At 73.2% G+C, this 17,300-nt stretch carries 16 protein-coding genes and 1 riboswitch; of the genes, 10 read left to right on the top strand and 6 right to left on the bottom strand.

Features of this window, described 5'->3' with window-relative positions:
- The first annotated feature begins 63 nt into the window (after window positions 1–63).
- Together Actob_RS29290 and Actob_RS29285 are read left to right on the top strand one after the other, a co-directional pair.
- Window positions 64–795 carry a LamG-like jellyroll fold domain-containing protein gene (locus tag Actob_RS29290; RefSeq protein ID WP_284915068.1) on the top strand — a complete coding sequence of 244 codons (732 nt, stop codon included), beginning with the start codon at window positions 64–66 and terminating at the stop codon, window positions 793–795.
- A gap of 542 nt (window positions 796–1,337) precedes the next feature.
- Window positions 1,338–1,580 carry a hypothetical protein gene (locus Actob_RS29285; RefSeq protein WP_284915067.1) on the top strand — a complete coding sequence of 81 codons (243 nt, stop codon included), beginning with the start codon at window positions 1,338–1,340 and terminating at the stop codon, window positions 1,578–1,580.
- A gap of 281 nt (window positions 1,581–1,861) precedes the next feature.
- On the opposite strand, the gene Actob_RS29280 is transcribed toward Actob_RS29285, so the two are convergent.
- The 4 genes from Actob_RS29280 to Actob_RS29265 form a co-directional block, all read right to left on the bottom strand.
- Complete coding sequence (locus Actob_RS29280; RefSeq protein ID WP_284915066.1) at window positions 1,862–2,902, bottom strand: cobalamin B12-binding domain-containing protein; 1,041 nt, start codon at window positions 2,900–2,902, stop codon at window positions 1,862–1,864.
- Window positions 2,899–4,626, bottom strand: coding sequence for a PP2C family protein-serine/threonine phosphatase (locus tag Actob_RS29275; RefSeq protein ID WP_284915065.1), 1,728 nt, complete (start codon window positions 4,624–4,626; stop codon window positions 2,899–2,901). Before Actob_RS29275 ends, Actob_RS29280 begins: the two co-directional genes overlap by 4 nt.
- A 96-nt stretch (window positions 4,627–4,722) precedes the next feature.
- Entirely contained in the window at window positions 4,723–5,496 is a 774-nt protein-coding gene (locus Actob_RS29270) for an exodeoxyribonuclease III (RefSeq protein WP_284915064.1), read from the bottom strand.
- A gap of 22 nt (window positions 5,497–5,518) precedes the next feature.
- Window positions 5,519–5,644 carry a hypothetical protein gene (locus Actob_RS29265; protein WP_284915063.1) on the bottom strand — a complete coding sequence of 42 codons (126 nt, stop codon included), beginning with the start codon at window positions 5,642–5,644 and terminating at the stop codon, window positions 5,519–5,521.
- A 141-nt stretch (window positions 5,645–5,785) separates the two neighbouring features.
- Here Actob_RS29265 and Actob_RS29260 point away from each other — a divergent pair, with 141 nt between their 5' ends.
- Window positions 5,786–6,352, top strand: a complete 567-nt coding sequence (locus tag Actob_RS29260; RefSeq protein WP_284915062.1) for a hypothetical protein — start codon at window positions 5,786–5,788, stop codon at window positions 6,350–6,352.
- Here Actob_RS29260 and Actob_RS29255 read toward each other — a convergent pair whose 3' ends face one another.
- Both Actob_RS29255 and Actob_RS29250 read right to left on the bottom strand, forming a co-directional pair.
- A complete protein-coding gene (locus tag Actob_RS29255) occupies window positions 6,353–8,692 on the bottom strand; it encodes a putative bifunctional diguanylate cyclase/phosphodiesterase (RefSeq protein WP_284915061.1) in 2,340 nt (779 codons plus the stop codon). It lies immediately after the preceding gene.
- Between the two features lie 39 nt (window positions 8,693–8,731).
- Window positions 8,732–9,571, bottom strand: a complete 840-nt coding sequence (locus tag Actob_RS29250) for a universal stress protein (RefSeq protein ID WP_284915060.1) — start codon at window positions 9,569–9,571, stop codon at window positions 8,732–8,734.
- 183 nt (window positions 9,572–9,754) lie between these two features.
- On the opposite strand from Actob_RS29250, the gene Actob_RS29245 reads away from it, so the two are divergent.
- The 7 genes from Actob_RS29245 (at window position 9,755) to Actob_RS29215 (ending at window position 17,259) form a co-directional block, all read left to right on the top strand.
- A complete protein-coding gene (locus Actob_RS29245) occupies window positions 9,755–11,038 on the top strand; it encodes a citrate synthase (protein ID WP_284915059.1) in 1,284 nt (427 codons plus the stop codon).
- Between the two features lie 134 nt (window positions 11,039–11,172).
- Window positions 11,173–11,490: an ArsR/SmtB family transcription factor gene (locus Actob_RS29240; protein WP_284915058.1), complete on the top strand. Its 318-nt coding sequence runs from the start codon at window positions 11,173–11,175 to the stop codon at window positions 11,488–11,490.
- Window positions 11,487–12,005, top strand: a complete 519-nt coding sequence (locus Actob_RS29235) for an SRPBCC family protein (protein WP_284915057.1) — start codon at window positions 11,487–11,489, stop codon at window positions 12,003–12,005. Before Actob_RS29240 ends, Actob_RS29235 begins: the two co-directional genes overlap by 4 nt.
- Before the next feature lie 15 nt (window positions 12,006–12,020).
- Window positions 12,021–12,371, top strand: a complete 351-nt coding sequence (locus tag Actob_RS29230) for a VOC family protein (RefSeq protein ID WP_284915056.1) — start codon at window positions 12,021–12,023, stop codon at window positions 12,369–12,371.
- A 62-nt stretch (window positions 12,372–12,433) separates the two neighbouring features.
- A riboswitch (cobalamin riboswitch) is annotated at window positions 12,434–12,612 on the top strand.
- On the top strand, window positions 12,600–14,759 hold the full coding sequence (locus Actob_RS29225) for a VWA domain-containing protein (RefSeq protein ID WP_407653408.1): 2,160 nt from the start codon (window positions 12,600–12,602) through the stop codon (window positions 14,757–14,759). It overlaps the preceding riboswitch by 13 nt.
- Before the next feature lie 551 nt (window positions 14,760–15,310).
- Entirely contained in the window at window positions 15,311–15,910 is a 600-nt protein-coding gene (gene cobO / locus Actob_RS29220) for a cob(I)yrinic acid a,c-diamide adenosyltransferase (RefSeq protein ID WP_284915054.1), read from the top strand.
- Window positions 15,904–17,259: a cobyrinate a,c-diamide synthase gene (locus Actob_RS29215; RefSeq protein WP_284915053.1), complete on the top strand. Its 1,356-nt coding sequence runs from the start codon at window positions 15,904–15,906 to the stop codon at window positions 17,257–17,259. Before cobO ends, Actob_RS29215 begins: the two co-directional genes overlap by 7 nt.
- Window positions 17,260–17,300 lie beyond the last annotated feature (41 nt).

The raw sequence follows: 17,300 nt of genomic DNA, 5'->3' as shown, positions 1-17,300 counted from the left end.
TTACGATCTACTTAGTCGGGTTTATTACCCCCCAAACCGGCATTATCAGGCATCTTCTGGGGTATGAAGATGTTCACGCTCTCCACCCTGGTTCTCCTGACGGTCCCGGCACTGGCCGCCCCCGCGGCCGCCGCGCCCGTGGTGGACCCGCCGCCGACCCTGGTGGCACGCTACAACTTCGACGGCGGCGCGACCGCCGGCAAGATCTCCGACCTGTCCGGCCGGGGTTCCAGCCTGACCGTCCGGGGCGCCGACAACGGCACCGTCGCGATCAACACCGAGGGCGCCGGCCGCTACGCCGCCTTCCCGGCCGTCTGCCCGGCGACCGGCACCTGCGGCAAGGCCCTGCTCGAAGCCCCGAACGACGCCGACCTGAACCCGGGGACCCGGAACTTCCGGTGGGCGGCCAGCGTCCGGGTGACCCAGGCGCAGCTGCACGGCAAGGCCAACGTCATGCAGAAGGGCCTGGCCGGCGCGGACAGTGTCTGGAAGCTGCAGCTCACCGGCAAGACCGGGCGCGCCCAGTGCGCGATGACCGGCAAGGGCACCGGGCAGACCTTCACCGCCACCTCGGCCCGCCCGCTCGCCGACGGCAGCTGGCACAAGATCGTCTGCGAGCGGACCGCCACCAGCCTGTCCATCTCGGTCGACGGCAACCCCGGCTCGCGCACCACCATCCCGGCGACGCTCTCGGTCGACAACACCATGCCGCTGCGCATCGGCGGGCCGAACTTCGGCGCCTCCAGCGACATGTACCACGGCCAGCTCGACGACGTGTACATCCAGCTCGGCTGAGCTCTCCCGATGGTCAGCGGGCCGGCCCACCGCCGGCCCGCTCCACGTCCGGTCCGCTCCCGGTCCGCTCCTGGCCCGAGTCACGGTCCGCTTCCGGCCCGAGTCACGGTCCGCTTCCGGCCCGAATCCCGGTCCGCTTCCGGTCCGCCTCGCCGCCAGGTCCGCCGGTTTCCGGTACGCCCGGAGCGCCGCTCCGCCGCGCGGCCACGTCGTGCCGGAGTCCCCGAATAAATCGGTGGCGCGCCCGGAAGCACCGCGGATATGTTGGCCGCATGCTGTGATCGCACCCCGGCGCCCGCGCCACCGGCTCCCTCGCCTCCCCGGTCCTCGTGTCCGGCGGTTGACGCGCGGTCGAGTCCGCGTGGGTCGCCTTCCGCGCCGGCCTTCGATCCGCTGATCGAGGTTCCGCGCTCGGGTGCCGCCTGTCCGGGTCGACTCCGGTGGCGCGTCCGGTCACGGCTACCTCCCGCCGCGTCGATCGCCGGCACCTCCCGCCCGTCCCCGAACCGGGCACCGGACTCGACCTTCCCGGAGGTGGCGACATGCCTGCCCAACCTTTCTCGGTACATCTCGACCAGGACGACCTGGCCCGCCGCGACATCGCCGCGGCCCTCGGCCGGGTGGCGGCCGCCGGCGGCGACCACGAGCAGGGCGTTCCCGCGGAGGCGACGCACCACGGGGCGCGCGACGGCCGGCAGGCGGCGCGGGAGCGGTCGGACCGGGCCCGCGCCGGTAAGGCGGCCGGCGCTGCCGGCGGCCGCAGCTACGCCTTCCGCCGCAGCTGATCGACGCTCGGCCGGGTCGCGCCACGTCGCGACAGGTATTCGCGGGCCACGCGGCCACCGGGGGGTTCGCCCGGTGGCCGCGTGGCCCAGCACAGTACGCCGGATGCCGCCCCCGGCGCCTGGGGTCGTGGCGCAGCCGGCGGATCGCCTGGATGGCGCCTTCGGGTGGCGGGGGTCGTGGCGCAGCCGGCGGATCGCCTGGATGGCGCCTTCGGGTGGCGGGGGTCGTGGCGCAGCCGGCGGATCGCCTGGAGGGTGACGAGCCGCGGGTGGCCGGCGGGTCAGGACGCCGGCAGGTCGGCGAGCGCCAGGTCGAGGGTCGCGGTGGCGGCCGGGAAGTCGATCAGCTGGTCACGGACCAGGCGCAGACCGGCACGCAGCGCGGAGACCGGGACCCGGCGGGCGGCGAGCACCTGCGCGGTCCAGGCGGTGAAGTCCTGGAAGATGTGCGGCTCGGTGAGGTAGAGCGAGGCGGCCAGGAAGTCGGCGATGTGGCCGAAGTCCTCCCGGGTGGCCTCCAGCTGCTGCTCGTCGTAGTGCTGGACCGCCGGGACCACCGCGGCCAGCCGGTGCATCGCGGTGTCGATCAGCTGCGGCCGGGAGCGGACCAGGTGGGAGTACTCCTCGTCACCCAGGAACTCGGTGGGGAACTCCGGAGCGAGCGGCGGGGGCCAGTCGCCGCCGAGCCGGGCCACCGCCTCCTCGGCCGAGCCGGCCCAGGCGTCGGCGCCCAGCCGTTCGGCGTAGCGGCCGCCGGGGCCCATGCCGCGACCGCCGGCGATCACCGGGACGCCGGCCGCGCGGCAGGCGGTGATGGCGGCGTGCGCGCGGGGCAGCCGGGTCGGGATCATGCAGCTCAGCGCGACAGCGTCCGGGCCGGTCTGGTGCAGGTGGGTGATCAGGTGCGGGCCGGGGACGCTGGCGCCGAGGAAGTCGACCCGCCAGCCGTCCATCTTCAGCAGCTCGCCCAGGATCCGCGCGGGCAGGCCGTGCCACTCGCCGTCCACGCAGGCCAGGGTGATCCGGCCGCGGCGGGGCGGTGCGCTCAGGCCGACGGCCAGGGCGGCCAGCACCCGCTCGTTGACAGCGGTGGCGGCGTGCTCCCGGGCCACCGACCACTCGTTGGCGGCCCACAGCTCACCGACCCGGGCCTGGGTGCCGCCGATCAGATCGACCATGATCCGCTGGGCCGGGACGCCGTCGTCGAGCAGAGCATGGGCCAGCTCGGTGGCGCCGAACTCGTCACCGTCACCGACCAGGTCCAGATAGTGCTGGTAGAGGCCGGGATCGTCGAGCGAACGAGGCGAACGGGTGATGATCATGCGCGCGGTCGGGCCCTCCGGTCGGCGCGGCGGGCGGCCCTCAGGTAGGGCGACTCGTTCGGTGCTCCGCCGCCGCGCAGGCTGAGCGGCGTCCTCTCGGCCGCGCGGATGCTCAGCATGGCGATGTCGTCTGTGGTGCCCCCGTGTACCCAATCGGAGACGAGTTGACGCAGGCGTTCCAGGGCGACCGCGCCGGGCAGGCCGGCACAGGAGGACAGCGCCTGCCGCAGCCGGGTCTCGCCGAACTCGTCACGCCCACCCGGCCCGCCGCGCGCCTCGGTCAGGCCGTCGCTGTAGAGCAGGCACAGCTCGCCGGGGGCCAGCTCCACGGTGGCCGGGTGCACCACCGTCTCCGGCATCACCCCGATCAGGGTGCCGCTGACCGGCACCTCCTCGACCGTCCGGTCGGCGCGCAGCACCAGCGGCCTCGGGTGGCCGCCGCTGACCAGCTCCAACCGGACCCGGCCGTGCTCGGCCCGGGTCACCGAGCCGACCACCAGCGTGACGAACCGCTGGTTGCGGCCGGACGCCAGCAGCGCCTGGTTGAGCACCCGCAGCATGGTCTCCGGCCCGGCGTGCATGAGGCGCAGCGCGCGCAGCGTCTGGCGCACCTTGCCGGTCAGCACCGCCGCCTCCGGCCCGATGCCGCACACGTCCCCGAGCGCGAGGAGGGTGTCGGTGCTCGCCCCGGACGGGCCGAACACCTCGTAGAAGTCGCCGCCGACCTGGAGCGCCTCGAACGCCGCCTGGTAGGACCCGGCCAGCTCGAACCCCTCGGACACCGGCAGCTCCGGCGGCAGCAGATCGGCCTGCAGCACCGAGGTGGTGTCCACCTGGTCGCGGTAGAGGGTGGCGGCGGCCAGGGCGGCGCCGGCCCGGGCCGCGAACACCCGGGCGAGAGCCTCGTCCGCCTCGCTGAACGAGGCCTGCGGCCCGCCGCGGGCCAGGATCAGCGCCCCGGCCGGCTCGGCGTTACCGGGCAGCGGGGTGACCAGCAGCGCGCCGATCGGGCCGAACGCGGCCGGGAGCAACCAGCCGGGCGCCTGCGCCGGGTCCAGCCAGCGGCTCGGGATCGGCGGGAAGCCGTCGATCACCTCGCGCAGGCCGGGCACCTCGGACAGGCCGCGCTCGGCGAGCGTGCCCTCCTCGACCGGCCGGCCGGCGACCATCCTGGTCCAGGCGCTCTGCCGCTTGTGCGGGGGCAGGATCACCACCGCCGCGTCGGCCAGGTGGGCGGCCGCCAGCTCGGCGGTGGTGCGCCGGACCCGGCGCAGGTGCAAGGAGGCGGACAGGTGCCGGCCGGCGTCGGCCAGGAACGCCGCCCGGGCCCGCTCGGCCTCCAGTGCGGCGGTGCGCTCCTGCTCGGCGGTGCGATCCCGCAGGTACCAGGCGTAGTGGCGGTCGTCGAGCCGGCGCTTCACGCCGTACAGAAAACGGTGGTGATGCTCTGAGCGGAAGGTGTCGGCGCCGTCGGCCGCGGCCGCGGCCAGCTCGGCGAGCGGCGCCGCGGTCAGCGTCTCGCCGGGCCGCAGGTCCGGCACCAGGGCCTGGGCGGCCGCGTTGACCAGCACGACGGTGTCGCCGGCCGTGGTGCACAGCAGCATCGCGTCGGTGGCCGCGTCGAGAGCCGCCCGCAACAGCTCCGGCGTCGCGGCCGGCAGTGCGGTCACCGTGCTCGGGGGCGTGTGTGGATCGCCGGCCGAAGCCGGCATCCGGGTTGACATCCATCCCTCCCGTCGCCCCCGCCGAGTCGTGCTGAACCTCTTCAGCCTACGGGGTCGGCCGGAAAACGGGGATCGAGCGTGACGCGACCGGCATGATCAGCGCTTGAGGTCGACCACCACCGGTGCGTGATCGGACGGGCCTTTCCCCTTGCGCGCCTCGCGATCCACCACGGCATCCGTGACCATGGCGGCCAGGTCGGCGCTGGCGTAGACGTGGTCGATCCGCATCCCCTTGTTCTGGTGGAACATGCCGGCGCGGTAATCCCAATAGGTGAACGGATGGTCGCCTTTCATGGCCCGGGCCGGCACGTCGGTGAGCCCGAGGTCGCGCAGCGCGGCGATGGCGGCCCGCTCCGGCGGCGTGACGTGGGTCGAGCCGGCGAAGACGGCCGGATCCCAGACGTCGGCGTCGGCCGGTGCCACGTTGAAGTCGCCGGCCACCACGAGCGGCCCGGCGGCCAGGTCCGCGGCGAGCACGTCGCGCAGCACCCGCAGCCACTCCAGCTTGTAGAGGTAGTGCGGGTCGTCGGGGGTGCGGCCGTTCGGCACGTACACCGACATGAACCGGATGCCGTCGCAGACCGCGCTGACCGCCCGGGCCTCCGGGTCCGGGAAGCCGGGCTCGCCGGGAAAGCCGCGGCGCACGTCCTCGACGCCCACCCGGGACAGCAGCGCCACCCCGTTCCAGCGGCCCTGGCCGTACGCGGCCGTCCGATACCCCAGCTCGCCCACCTCGTCGGCGGGGAAGCCGTCCTCGCCGACCTTCGTCTCCTGCAGGCAGACCACGTCCGGAGCGGTGTGCTCCAGCCAGTCGAGCAGGCGGGGGAGCCGGGCCTTGACCGAGTTGACGTTCCAGGTGGCGAAGCGCATCAGCCCAGCGTGCCTCATCGGGTCACCGGCGCGGTGGCAACCCGCCCCGTGTCGCGGCCAGCAGCGCCAGGCCCAGTCCGGCGGCGAGCATCAGCAGGAGGACGACCAGCCAGGTCGCCCGGCCCTCGGCGCCGATCAACTCGGTCATGTCCTCTCCCGTGAGTCGTCGGGCCGGCGTGATGTGGCTCACGCCGGCAAATCCGTGAGCGAATGATGCCGGAATTGCCCGCGCCGCACCAGTGGGGCTGAGAGGTTTGTCAGGAAGCGAGGCAACTTCACGGGGGCGAACATGCGTGTGGAAGTCATGTCGGTGGTACCTGCCGAACTGCTCGACCCGGCCTGGGACTTCTACATGGAGTCCTTCGGTGACCTGGCGGTGCTCGCGGTCAACCGGCACCTGCTGTACCGCCACGAGTTCGACGAGCTGATGGCCGACGACCGGGCGGAGAAGTACCTCGCGCTCGACGACGACGGCACGGTGCTCGGGATGGCCGCGATGACCACCAACCTGGAGGCCGTCTCGCTGATCTCGCCGGACTACTTCCGGCACCACTGGCCGGAGCTGTACGCCGAGAAGCGGATCTTCTACGTGCTCTTCGTCGGCGCGAAGAAGGGTGGCAGCGGCACCGGCGTCTTCGTCGAGCTGCTCACCGCGCTGTACCGGCCGATCGGCGCGGTCAACGGCAAGGTGTTCGTGGACATCTGCACCTACAACGAGGAGCAGCTGCGGCTGCCCCGGATGATCGGCGTCATCCTCACCCGGATCTCCGGCAAGGCGGTGCCGACCCGGATGGACGCCCAGTCGTTCTGGCTCTACGAGTTCCCGAACAACGATCGGGAGCGGCTGGCATCCTGATCAGGCGGTGTCCGGGCGGCGGTGCCGCCCGGAGCTGGTCACCGCGGCGACCGGCAGCGGGATCTCCGGCAGGTCCGCCGACAGGTGCCAGCGCTCGGCGAACTCGGTGGCCGAGACCGCCTTGCCCCAGAGCCAGCCCTGCCCGTTCACCACGCCGACGTGGTAGAGCGCCTCCCGCTGCAGCACCGTCTCCACGCCCTCGGCGATCACGCTGAGGCCGAGCGCGTGGCTCATCGCGACCACCGCGCGGACGATCTCGTCGTCCTCGACGTTCTTACCCAGGCCGATCACGAACGACCGGTCGATCTTGACGCCGGTGACCGGGAAGCGGCGCAGGTAGCCGAGCGCGGAGAAGCCCGTGCCGAAGTCGTCGACCAGCAGTTTCGCGCCGAGCTGGCGCAGCTCGTGCAGGACCCGGCCGGTGACGCTGGAGCCGTCCACCATCACCGACTCGGTCATCTCCAGCGCCACGCACTGCGCCGGGACGCCGTACTTGAACAGCTCGCCGGAGATCACCAGCGGCAGCTCCGGCTCGCTCAGCTGGCGCGGCGACACGTTGATCGACAGGTAGAAGCTCTCCGACACGACACCCTGCGAACGCCACACGCCGAGCTGGCGCAGCGCCTCGTTGCGGACGAACGTGCCGATCTGCGAGATCAGCCCGGCGTCCTCGGCGATCGGGATGAACAGCATCGGCGGGATCTGGCCGCGGGTCGGGTGCTCCCAGCGGACCAGCGCCTCGGCGCCCACCGGCATCCCGGTCTCCAGCCGGACGATCGGCTGGTACACCACGTAGAGCTGGTGGTCGGCGAGCGCCTGGCGCAGCGCGACCTCCAGCTCGATCCGCTCCCGTGCCTGGTCGTGCATCGAGGTGTCGAAGATGGTGGACCGGCCCGGCCCCTCGGCCTTGGCCCGGTACATCGCGGTGTCCGCGTCGCGCATCAGCGCCTCGGCGGTCACCGCGGAGCGCACCGCGTCACCGACCGAGTGCGCGATCCCGATCGACGCGCTGATCACCACCTCGGTGTCCCGGACCGTGAAGGGCCTGGCGAAGCAGCCCCGGATGTCGTCGACCAGCCGCAGCGCGCCGGCCTTGTCGCCGACGAAGGCGAGCAGGAACTCGTCGCCGCCGACCCGGGCCACCGGCACCGTCTCCGGCACGTGGGCGCGCAGCCGCCGGCCCACCTCGATCACCAGCTGGTCACCGGTGTCGTGGCCCCACGAGTCGTTCACCCACTTGAAGCCGTCCAGGTCGAGCATGTAGACCCAGACCCGCTGCGGGCCGTCCGGGCCGACCGCGGTGACCAGGCGCTCGATCTCGCTGGAGATGGACTGCCGGTTCGGCAGCGAGGTGAGCGGGTCGTGGGTGGCCTGGTGCTCGGAGTGCAGCTGGGCGGCGACCTGCGCCTGCACCGCGGAGATCGCCCGGGCCAGCAGCAGCAGGATCATCAGGGCGCCGGCCACCGCGATCAGCAGCCGGTGCGAGGCCGCGCTGGTGCCGGTGGTCAGCAGCAGCGCGAACGGCAGGAACAGCGCCGGCAGCAGCACCGCCAGCCGCTGCCAGGACCAGGCCTGCACGGGCAGCCGCTCGGCGCGGCTCATCTCGGCGACCGACGGGTGCAGGGCGGCCACGCCGAGCGCCGCGTAGGCCGGCGCGTACGGCAGGTTCAGCAGCGGTGAGGCGTAGATGTGGCCGTTCACGCCGACGATCGCGTACGCGGTGTCGCCGACGAACAGCCCGACCATCATCACCAGCAGCGCGATCATGCTGATCGGCCAGGTCTTGGTGGTGAACGCCAGGTTGATCACGAGCAGGGCGAGCACCACGTCGAGGAGCGGATAGGTGCCCTGGATGATGGAGAGCAGCGGCGACCGGCCCGGGATCGCGGCGGCCGGCGCGGCCAGCAGCAGCGTGCTGGTCAGCCCGGCGGCCAGGCAGACGATCAGCCCGTCCAGCACGGCGTGCCGTTCCAGGCTCTGCCGGCTGCGCAGCAGCATGCACAGGAACGCGCCGAGCAGCAGGTATCCGCTGAAGCTGGCCGCGTCGGCGAGCAGCGGCAGCGGCATCGGCTGGTTGGTGACCGTCGGCCGGATCAGCAGCCCGATCAGGAAGAGCAGTGCGGCCAGCGCCATCAGCAGCCAGGCCACCGGCGGCTCGGCGCCCCAGCGGCGCGGCCCGACGAAACATGCCGCCACGGTGAGCACGCCGAGCACCACCAGGCTGGCCGCGGCGAGGCCCGACGACGAGTACGCCGCGTAGAGCGCGGTGGCCAGAACGCCGATCGCGGCCATGAACTGCCATTGGCGGCGGGCGATGGCGGGCGGGAGCACGGAGGGCACCGGCCATTCCTCCCGTTTTGCCCTAAGACTATTGTTTGCTCACCGTAGCAACGGACGTGACGTCACCGGCCGGAATTGGCCAGTTGAGTACCCCGGTTTCGACCTGCCCGCCGGTTCCCGGCGCCCGTGAACAAAAACGGTCGGGCAGCCGCCGTGCCGTAACAGCTCGTCGGCCACCGATCCGAATCGGCCGGCCCCGCCCGCCCCGCGCGGGCCCAGCGCGATCATCCCGGCCCGGCGGGAGGCGCGCACCAGGGCGGCGGCCGGCGGGCCGGTCAGCACCCGGCGGCGCAGTGGTGGCGGGTCGGACAGTGCGGCGAGCACCGCGTCCAGCACCTCCTGGCCGGTCTCCTCGGATCCCACGTGCGTCACGTCCAGCGGGATCCGGCCTCGGCGGGCCTGCTCGGCGGCCCAGCGCAGGGCCAGCACGGACGGCGCCGAACCGTCGACGGCGGCCAGCACCCGCCCGGACGGCGGGCGCGGCCCGCGCGCCACCAGCACCGGGCACCAGGCCTGCGTCACCGCCTCCAGCAGCGGCGACGTGTCCGGCAGCCGGCCGGTCGCGGCCAGGTCGTCGGCGCCGACGACCAGTAGCGCGGCGGTCCGGCTGGCCTTGCGCAACACCCGGCCGGCGGGTCCATCCACGAGTTGACCCCGCACGTCGAGGCCGGGTGTGGAACGCTGGGCGGTGGTGACCGCCTCCTCGACGACGCGTGCGGCGGCGCGGCGGGTCTCCGGCTCGTCCCAGCTGAAGGCGTGCACCACTGACAAGTGAGTTCCGCGGGAGATCGCCTCCCGGGCGGCCAGGCGCACGGCGGCCAGGCCGGCCGCGGTCCCGTTCACCCCGGCCACCACCGGTGGCCGACTCGGGATCTGCATCGGTCCGACCTCCGCTTCCCGTTACGTTCTCGCAATATACCGATCATTATCTATGGCGCAACGGTCTATACCGACTGGTGACCAATGCCTCAACGGGTGGCCACCTGATGACCCATTCAGGTTGAGGGTTTACGGTGAACGGCAAAATCTTTGGGACATCTGCCGGTGAAGTGAGGGAAATACATGACGGATGTCAAGCTCGACCACCCTGGCGGGCAATTGTCGATGGGTGTGCGCGAGGCCGTCGACGGTCCGGGCGGCATCGACGTCAGTGCTCTGCTGAAGGAAACCGGTTACGTCACCCTCGACCAGGGTTTCGTCAACACCGCGTCGACCACGTCGTCGATCACCTACATCGACGGTGACGCCGGCATCCTGCGGTACCGCGGATACCCGATCGAGCAGCTGGCCGAGAAGTCGACCTTCCTCGAGGTCTCGTACCTGCTGATGAAGGGGGAGCTGCCGACCGAGGCGCAGCTGCGCGACTTCGCCGACAAGATCCGGGTGCACACGCTGCTGCAGGAGGAGATGCGGACGTTCTTCTCCGGTTTCCCCCGCGACGCGCACCCGATGGCGGTGCTCTCCTCGGCGGTGACCGCGCTGTCCACGTTCTACCAGGACGCGCTCGACCCGCTCGACGACGAGCAGGTGGAGATCTCCGCGATCCGGCTGATGGCGAAACTTCCGACCATCGCGGCGTACGCCTACAAGAAGTCGATCGGCCACCCGCTGCCGTACCCGGACAACTCGCTCGACTACGTCGAGAACTTCCTGCGTCTGACGTTCGGCCTGCCGACCGTCAACTACGACGTCGACCCCAAGGTCGCGAAGATCCTCGACATGCTGTTCATCCTGCACGCCGACCACGAGCAGAACTGCTCCACGTCGTCGGTGCGGCTGGTCGGCTCGGCCCAGGCGAACCTGTTCGCCTCGGTCTCGGCCGGCATCAACGCGCTGTCCGGCCCGCTGCACGGCGGCGCCAACGCGGCGGTCCTCGAGATGCTCGAGCAGATCCGCAAGGACGGCGGCGACGTCAACTCGTTCGTCACCCGGGTGAAGAACAAGGAAAAGGGCGTCAAGCTGATGGGCTTCGGCCACCGGGTCTACAAGAATTACGACCCGCGCGCCGCCATCGTCAAGAAGGCCGCCCAGGAGATGCTCTCGACCCTGGAGACGCCGGACCCGCTGCTGGACATCGCGTTCCAGCTCGAGGAGATCGCACTGCGCGACGACTACTTCGTCTCCCGCAAGCTGTACCCGAACGTCGACTTCTACACCGGCCTGATCTACAAGGCCATGGGTTTCCCGACGAAGATGTTCACGGTGCTGTTCGCGATCGGTCGCCTGCCGGGCTGGATCGCCCAGTGGCAGGAGATGATGCACGACCCGGCCAACAAGATCGGTCGCCCGCGGCAGATCTACACCGGCTCGCCGGTGCGCGACTTCGTGCCGATGTCGCAGCGCTGAGAGGGTCCGGCGCGGACTCGGAGGCGGAGCCCGACCCGGACTGTCGAACGGCGCCCCACCGGTTCTCCGGTGGGGCGTTTTTCGGCACTGAACATGCCTTGACAGTTATATTTCCGGAGCGGCATGTTGGGGGTGTGGACGTCCTGGAGGTGCTCGCCGAACCGGCCCGCCGGCGCATCGTCGACGCGCTGCTGACCCGCGAGGCGAGCGTGAGCGACCTGGTCGGCGCGCTCGGCATGAGCCAGCCGGCGGTCTCCAAACACCTGCGGGTGCTGCGCGAGGCCGGCGTGGTCTCCGTGCGCGCGCAGGCCCAGCAGCGGATCTACCGCCTCGAGGCGGCGCCGTTCCGGGCGCTGGACGGGTGGCTGCGGCCGTACCGGAAATTGTGGGAAAGCCACCTGGACGCCCTGGACAGACATCTCGCGTCGACAACATCGGAGGGGGAACCGTGACCGGACCGCTCACCGAGGCCAGCGTGGTCGCCGACGGCGACCGCTGGACCCTGATCTTCATCCGCGAGCTGCGCCAGCCGCCCGAGCAGGTGTGGCCCGCGCTGGTCGACCCGGACCGGCTCGACCGCTGGGCGCCCTTCACCGCCTCGCGCCCGCTGACCGAGACCGGCCCCGCCACCCTGACCATGGCCGACGGCGACGAGCGCACCGCGCTGCCCGCGCAGGTGCGCCGGGTCGAGCCGCCGCACCTGCTGGAGTACACCTGGGGCGAGGACCTGCTGCGCTGGGAGCTGGAGCCGGCCGAGGGCGGTACCCGGCTGACGTTGCGGCACACGCTGGCCGATCGGGACATGGACGCGATGGTCGCGGCCGGCTGGCACCTCTGCGCGGACGTGCTGGGCAGGTTGCTGGCGGGCGAGGAGGTCACCGCGATCCGTGGCCGGGACGCGATGAACCACGGCTGGGAGAGACTGCGCGACCACTACGCCGCCGTCTTCGCCGGGCGGAATCAGTAGTCTAGGGTCGCGATCATGACCGTAATCGGACTTCAGCGCCTTATCGTGTCGGTAGCGGACCTGGCCCGGAGCCGGGCTCTCTATCAGGAGGTGTTCGGTCTCGCCGAGAAGTCGGCGTTCGGGGACCTCGTGACGCTCACCGTTCCCGGCACGACCACCGAGCTGATGCTGCACCGGCGGCCGCCGACCTCGGGGCTGGCCGGGGTGGCGATCAGCTTCCGGGTGGACGACGTCGACGCGGTGACCGCCGCGGCGGAGAAGGCCGGGGCCACCGTGATCGACGCGCCGGAGGACCAGCCGTGGGGCGAGCGGCAGGCGGTGCTCACCGACCCCGACGGGCACGTGCTCTGCCTGGTCTCGGTCTGACGGCCCGGGGCGGCCGGTGTGATCTCGCTGGTCGTCGTTTGACGGGCCCGGCCCGCGGTCGGAAAGATGGGACCTCGAGCGGTTGCGGAGGAACCCGGTGCGAATCCGGGACGGTCCCGCCACTGTGACCGGGGAGCGACCCGCTGACGCGATCAGCACGCCACGGCCCGCCGGGCCGGAAGGTGAGCGGGAAACGGCGATCCGGGAGTCAGGAGACTCCGGCCGCTCGTGACAGCCGACGCGCGGGCGTGGACACCCGCCGGGAGGGAACACCCTGTGACGACTCCGTACCCGTTCTCCGCCGTGGTCGGCCTCGACGACCTACGCCTCGCCCTGCTGCTGACCTCGGTCTCCCCGGCCGTCGGCGGCGTCCTGGTCCGCGGCGAGAAGGGCACCGCCAAGAGCACCGTCGTCCGGGCCCTCGCCGCCCTGCTCCCACCGGTCACGGTGGTCCGTGGCTGCCGCTTCGCCTGCGACCCGGCCGCGCCCGACCCGGACTGCCCGGACGGCCCGCACACCGCCGACACCCCCGCCGCGCACCGCCCGGCCAGCCTCGTCGAGCTACCGGTCGGCGCCACCGAGGACCGGGTCGTCGGTACCCTCGACATCCAGCGCGCCCTGGCCGACGGCGTCAAGGCGTACGAACCGGGGCTGCTCGCCGCCGCCCACCGCGGTGTGCTCTACGTCGACGAGGTCAACCTCCTGCCGGACCACCTGGTCGACCTGCTCCTGGACGCCGCCGCGATGGGCCGCGCCCACGTCGAGCGCGACGGCGTCTCGGTCAAGCACGCCGCGCGCTTCCTGCTGGTCGGCACGATGAACCCGGAGGAGGGCGAACCCCGCCCCCAGCTGGTCGACCGGTTCGGCCTGGTGGTCACGGTCGCCGCCCCACGCGACGCCACCCAGCGCGCCGAGGTGGTCCGCCGCCGCCTGGCGTACGAGCTGGACCCGGCCGGGTTCGCCGCCCGCTTCGCCGCCGACGAGCGGGAGTACGCCGCCCGGATCGCCGCCGCCCGCGCCATCCTGCCGGCCGTCGTGCTGCCCGACGCCGAACTGGACCGTATCGCCCGGGTCTGCCTGGCCTACGGGGTCGACGGCATGCGCGCGGACATCGTGGTGGCCCGCTGCGCCGTCGCCCTGGCCGCCTGGCACGGCCGCGACCGGGTCACCGCCGAGGATGTCCGCGACGCGGCCCGCCTGGCCCTGCCGCACCGCCGCCGGACCGATCCGCTCGACCCGCCCGGCACCGACGAGGAGAAACTCGACCAGGCCCTGGCCGAAGCCGACCGGCAGGCCCGGGAGGAGGCCGCGGGCGAGACCCCCGACGACCCGCGGCCGGACGACGACCCGGACGGCGGTCCGGACGGTGACCCCGGCGGTCCGGACGACCGCGGCCCGGGCGGCGGTCCCGGCGGTGGCAGCCCGCCCGGCGGTCCGCAGGGCGGCGCCCCGGCCGCCGCCGACACCCCGATGCCTGCCGGCACCCCGCCGGACTCGGGTCCCGGCGCGGCGCCAGGTGACGGCCAGGCGGCGGCACCCGCCCAGGCCGGTGCCGCGTTCCGGCCCCGCACGCTGCGCATCGCCGCCCGGGGCGACGGTGGCCACACCGGCAAGCGGTCCCCTGCCTACGCCCGCCGGGGCCGGGTCATCGGCTCCCGCAAGCCGGTCGGCAAACTGGCCGGCGCGCCGCACCTGCCCGCCACACTCCGGGCCGCGCTGCACCGCGGTGCCCTCGCCACCGGCCGCGGCCGTGCCACCGGCGGCGCCGGTGGCCTGCTCGGCGTCGAGCCACGGGACCTGCGCGAGGCGATCCACGTCGGCCGGGAGGCGAACCTGGTGCTCTTCGTCGTGGACGCCTCCGGCTCGATGGCCGCCCGCAAGCGGATGACCCTGGTCAAGACCGCCGTGCTGTCCCTGCTCCGGGACGCCTACCAGCGACGCGACCGGATCGGGATGATCACGTTCCGGGGCGCCGACGCCGACGTGGTGCTGCCGCCGACCTCCAGCCACGAGGTCGGCGTCATGCGGCTCGCGGCCCTGCGCACCGGTGGCCGTACCCCGCTCGCCGCCGGCCTGCGCGCCGCCGCCCGCACCATCGCCACCGAACGCCGCCGCGACCCGCGCCGCCGGCCGCTGCTGATCGTGGTCACCGACGGCCGGGCCACCAGCGGCCCGGACCCGCTGCTGCTGGCACCGGCCCTCGCCGGGGTGGCCACCGTGGTCGTCGACTGCGAGTCCGGCCCGATCCGGCTGGGCCTGGCCCGCCGGCTGGCGGCCGCGCTGCAGGCCGACGTGATGCCGCTGGAGCGGTTGGAGGCGGCTGCCGGGCGAGGTCGTCCGGGGGGCGGTGCGGTGCCGGCGGATCGCGCCTATCGCCGGGTGGCCTGAGGGGCGGAAGGGCGGGTTGCCGATCGGGGTTCGCCGTTTCCGGCGTGGTCGGCGCAGGGTGCTGGTCGATCGTGGCGCGGTGGCTGGTGGACTCGCTCTCCCGGACCGCTCGCTCCCACGGCCCGCCCTCTCCGGGGGAGCCCCCGCAGAGCAGTGTGGCGGAGGGCCGGGGGCGGCGACAGGCAGCCTGTGGACGAAGCGCCGATGTGGAAACCCGACGACGGCGGGCGGTCTGGTGTACCGGGGAGCCGGGCGCGGCTGGTGGGCGGCCCGCTGTACCGGCGGGCGGCGGCCGGCGGGGCGCGGACCGCAGGTGGCGGACGGTCCGGCGTACCGGGAGCTGGCGGTCCGCGGGGAAGCGGACCGCAGGTGGCGGACGGTCCGGCGTACCGAGAAATGGCGGTCCGCGCAAGAGCGGACCGGGAGCCCACCGCCACCCGGCCCGCCGCCGCGGGGACGCGGGCGCCGGTGACCCCGGCCCGAGACAGGGCGCGCATCGCGAAGATGGGCGCAGCAGGAGCGACAATCATGCCGCGAGGGAGAGCGACGACATGCCGCAAGGAAAAGTGACCACCGTGCCCGACGACGGGCTGACGACGCGGCAGCGGCGGCGGCAGGCGGTGTTCGCCGTGCACACCGGGCCGGGCAAGGGCAAGTCCACGGCGGCGTTCGGGATGGCGCTGCGGGCGTGGAGCGCCGGGTGGCCGATCGGGGTGTTCCAGTTCGTCAAGTCGCAGAAGTGGAAGGTCGGCGAGGAGACCGCGCTGAAGGCCCTCGACGGGGTCAATGGGACGCCGGTGACCTGGCACAAGATGGGGGAGGGCTGGTCCTGGATCCAGCGGGCCGGGACCGAGCGTGATCACGCCGCGGAGGCCGCCGAGGGGTGGGCGCAGATCAAGCGGGACCTGGCGGCCGAGACCTACAAGTTCTATGTGCTGGACGAGTTCACCTACCCGATGAAGTGGGGCTGGGTCGACGTCGCGGACGTGATCGAGACGCTCGCGGAGCGGCCGGGCACCCAGCACGTGGTGATCACCGGACGGGATGCGCACCCGGACCTGATCGCGGCGGCCGACCTGGTCACCGAGATGACCAAGGTGAAGCATCCGATGGACGCCGGCCGCAAGGGCCAGCAGGGCATCGAATGGTGACGATCCCGCGGGTGGTGATCGCCGCGCCGGCCTCCGGGCACGGCAAGACCACGGTGGCCACCGGGCTGCTGGCCGCGTTCGCCGGGCGCGGGGTGCCGGTGGCGCCGTTCAAGGTCGGTCCGGACTACATCGACCCGGGATACCACGCGCTGGCGGCCGGCCGGCCGGGGCGCAACCTGGATCCGGTGCTGGTCGGCGAGCACCTGATCGGCCCGCTCTTCGCGCATGGCTCGCGGGGCGCCGAGCTGGCGATCGTCGAGGGGGTGATGGGCCTCTACGACGGGCGGACCGGTGCCGGCGAGACCGGCTCCACCGCGCAGGTCGCCGAGCTGCTCCAGGCCCCGGTGATCCTGGTGGTCGACGCCGCGGCGCAGGGGCGGTCGATCGCCGCCGTGGTGCACGGGTTCCGCAGCTTCGGGACGGTCCGGCTGGCCGGGGTGATCCTGAACCGGGTGGGTTCCGACCGGCACGAGCAGATCCTGCGGGACGCCTGCGAGGAGGTCGGCACGCCGGTGCTGGGCGCGCTGCGGCGGGCCGGCGCGGTGGCGGCGCCGTCCCGGCATCTCGGGCTGGTGCCCGCCGCGGAACGCCGGGCCGAGGCGCTGGCCTCGGTGGACGCGCTCGCCACGCTGGTCGCTGACGCTGTCGACCTGGACGCGGTGGCGGCGGTGGCCCGATCGGCGCCGCCGCTGGCGGCGACGCCGTGGACCCCGCAGGCGGAGACCCCGGTCACCGGCCGCCCGATCGTCGCGCTCGCCGGTGGTCCGGCTTTCTCCTTCGCGTACGCGGAAACCGCCGAGCTGCTGACCGGAGCCGGCGCCGAGGTGGCGGTGGTGGACCCGCTGCGCGACACCGCCCTGCCGGACGGGGCCCGCGCCCTGGTGGTCGGTGGCGGCTTCCCCGAGGTGTACGCCGCCGAGCTGTCCGCCAACGAGCCGCTGCGCAAGGCGGTCCGGGAGCTGGCCGCGGCCGGTCATCCGATCGCCGCCGAGTGTGCCGGCCTGCTCTGGCTGTGCCGGACCCTGGACGGCGCCCCGATGTGCGGGGTCCTGGACGCGGAGGCGGCGATGACGCCGTCGCTGACGCTGGGGTATCGGGACGCTGTCGCGCTGACCGACAGCCCGCTGGCGGCGGCGGGTACCCGGGTCACCGGGCACGAGTTCCACCGGACGACGGTGCATCCGCGATCCGGGCTGCTGCTGTCGCCGGCCGGGGGTGCGGCGTGGGCCTGGCGGGGCGCGGATCCGGAGGGTTTCGCGTCGTCCGGGGTGCACGCGTCCTACCTGCACCTGCACTGGGCGGGGCAGCGGGGGATGGCGGAGCGGCTGGTGCGCGCGGCGGCGGCGTGATCGCGGCCGGGGCCGGTGCGGCGTGATCGCGGCCGGGATGG

The sequence above is a fragment of the Actinoplanes oblitus genome (assembly GCF_030252345.1).
Lineage (GTDB): Bacteria > Actinomycetota > Actinomycetes > Mycobacteriales > Micromonosporaceae > Actinoplanes > Actinoplanes oblitus.
Note: the sequence above shows the minus strand (reverse complement) of the source record. Positions and strands in the feature narration are given on the sequence as shown.

What these genes read in the sequence shown, in the direction of transcription:
- Actob_RS29290 (WP_284915068.1), top strand. Translation starts at nt 64, where the DNA reads ATGAAGATGTTCACGCTCTCCACCCTGGTTCTCCTGACGGTCCCGGCA.
- Actob_RS29265 (WP_284915063.1), bottom strand. Translation starts at nt 5,644, where the DNA reads ATGACCGAGTTGATCGGCGCCGAGGGCCGGGCGACCTGGCTGGTCGTC.
- Actob_RS29250 (WP_284915060.1), bottom strand. Translation starts at nt 9,571, where the DNA reads ATGCAGATCCCGAGTCGGCCACCGGTGGTGGCCGGGGTGAACGGGACC.
- Actob_RS29230 (WP_284915056.1), top strand. Translation starts at nt 12,021, where the DNA reads ATGACCGTAATCGGACTTCAGCGCCTTATCGTGTCGGTAGCGGACCTG.
- Actob_RS29260 (WP_284915062.1), top strand. Translation starts at nt 5,786, where the DNA reads ATGCGTGTGGAAGTCATGTCGGTGGTACCTGCCGAACTGCTCGACCCG.
- Actob_RS29280 (WP_284915066.1), bottom strand. Translation starts at nt 2,902, where the DNA reads ATGATCATCACCCGTTCGCCTCGTTCGCTCGACGATCCCGGCCTCTAC.
- Actob_RS29270 (WP_284915064.1), bottom strand. Translation starts at nt 5,496, where the DNA reads ATGCGCTTCGCCACCTGGAACGTCAACTCGGTCAAGGCCCGGCTCCCC.
- cobO (WP_284915054.1), top strand. Translation starts at nt 15,311, where the DNA reads ATGCCGCAAGGAAAAGTGACCACCGTGCCCGACGACGGGCTGACGACG.
- Actob_RS29275 (WP_284915065.1), bottom strand. Translation starts at nt 4,626, where the DNA reads ATGTCAACCCGGATGCCGGCTTCGGCCGGCGATCCACACACGCCCCCG.
- Actob_RS29245 (WP_284915059.1), top strand. Translation starts at nt 9,755, where the DNA reads ATGACGGATGTCAAGCTCGACCACCCTGGCGGGCAATTGTCGATGGGT.
- Actob_RS29285 (WP_284915067.1), top strand. Translation starts at nt 1,338, where the DNA reads ATGCCTGCCCAACCTTTCTCGGTACATCTCGACCAGGACGACCTGGCC.
- Actob_RS29215 (WP_284915053.1), top strand. Translation starts at nt 15,904, where the DNA reads ATGGTGACGATCCCGCGGGTGGTGATCGCCGCGCCGGCCTCCGGGCAC.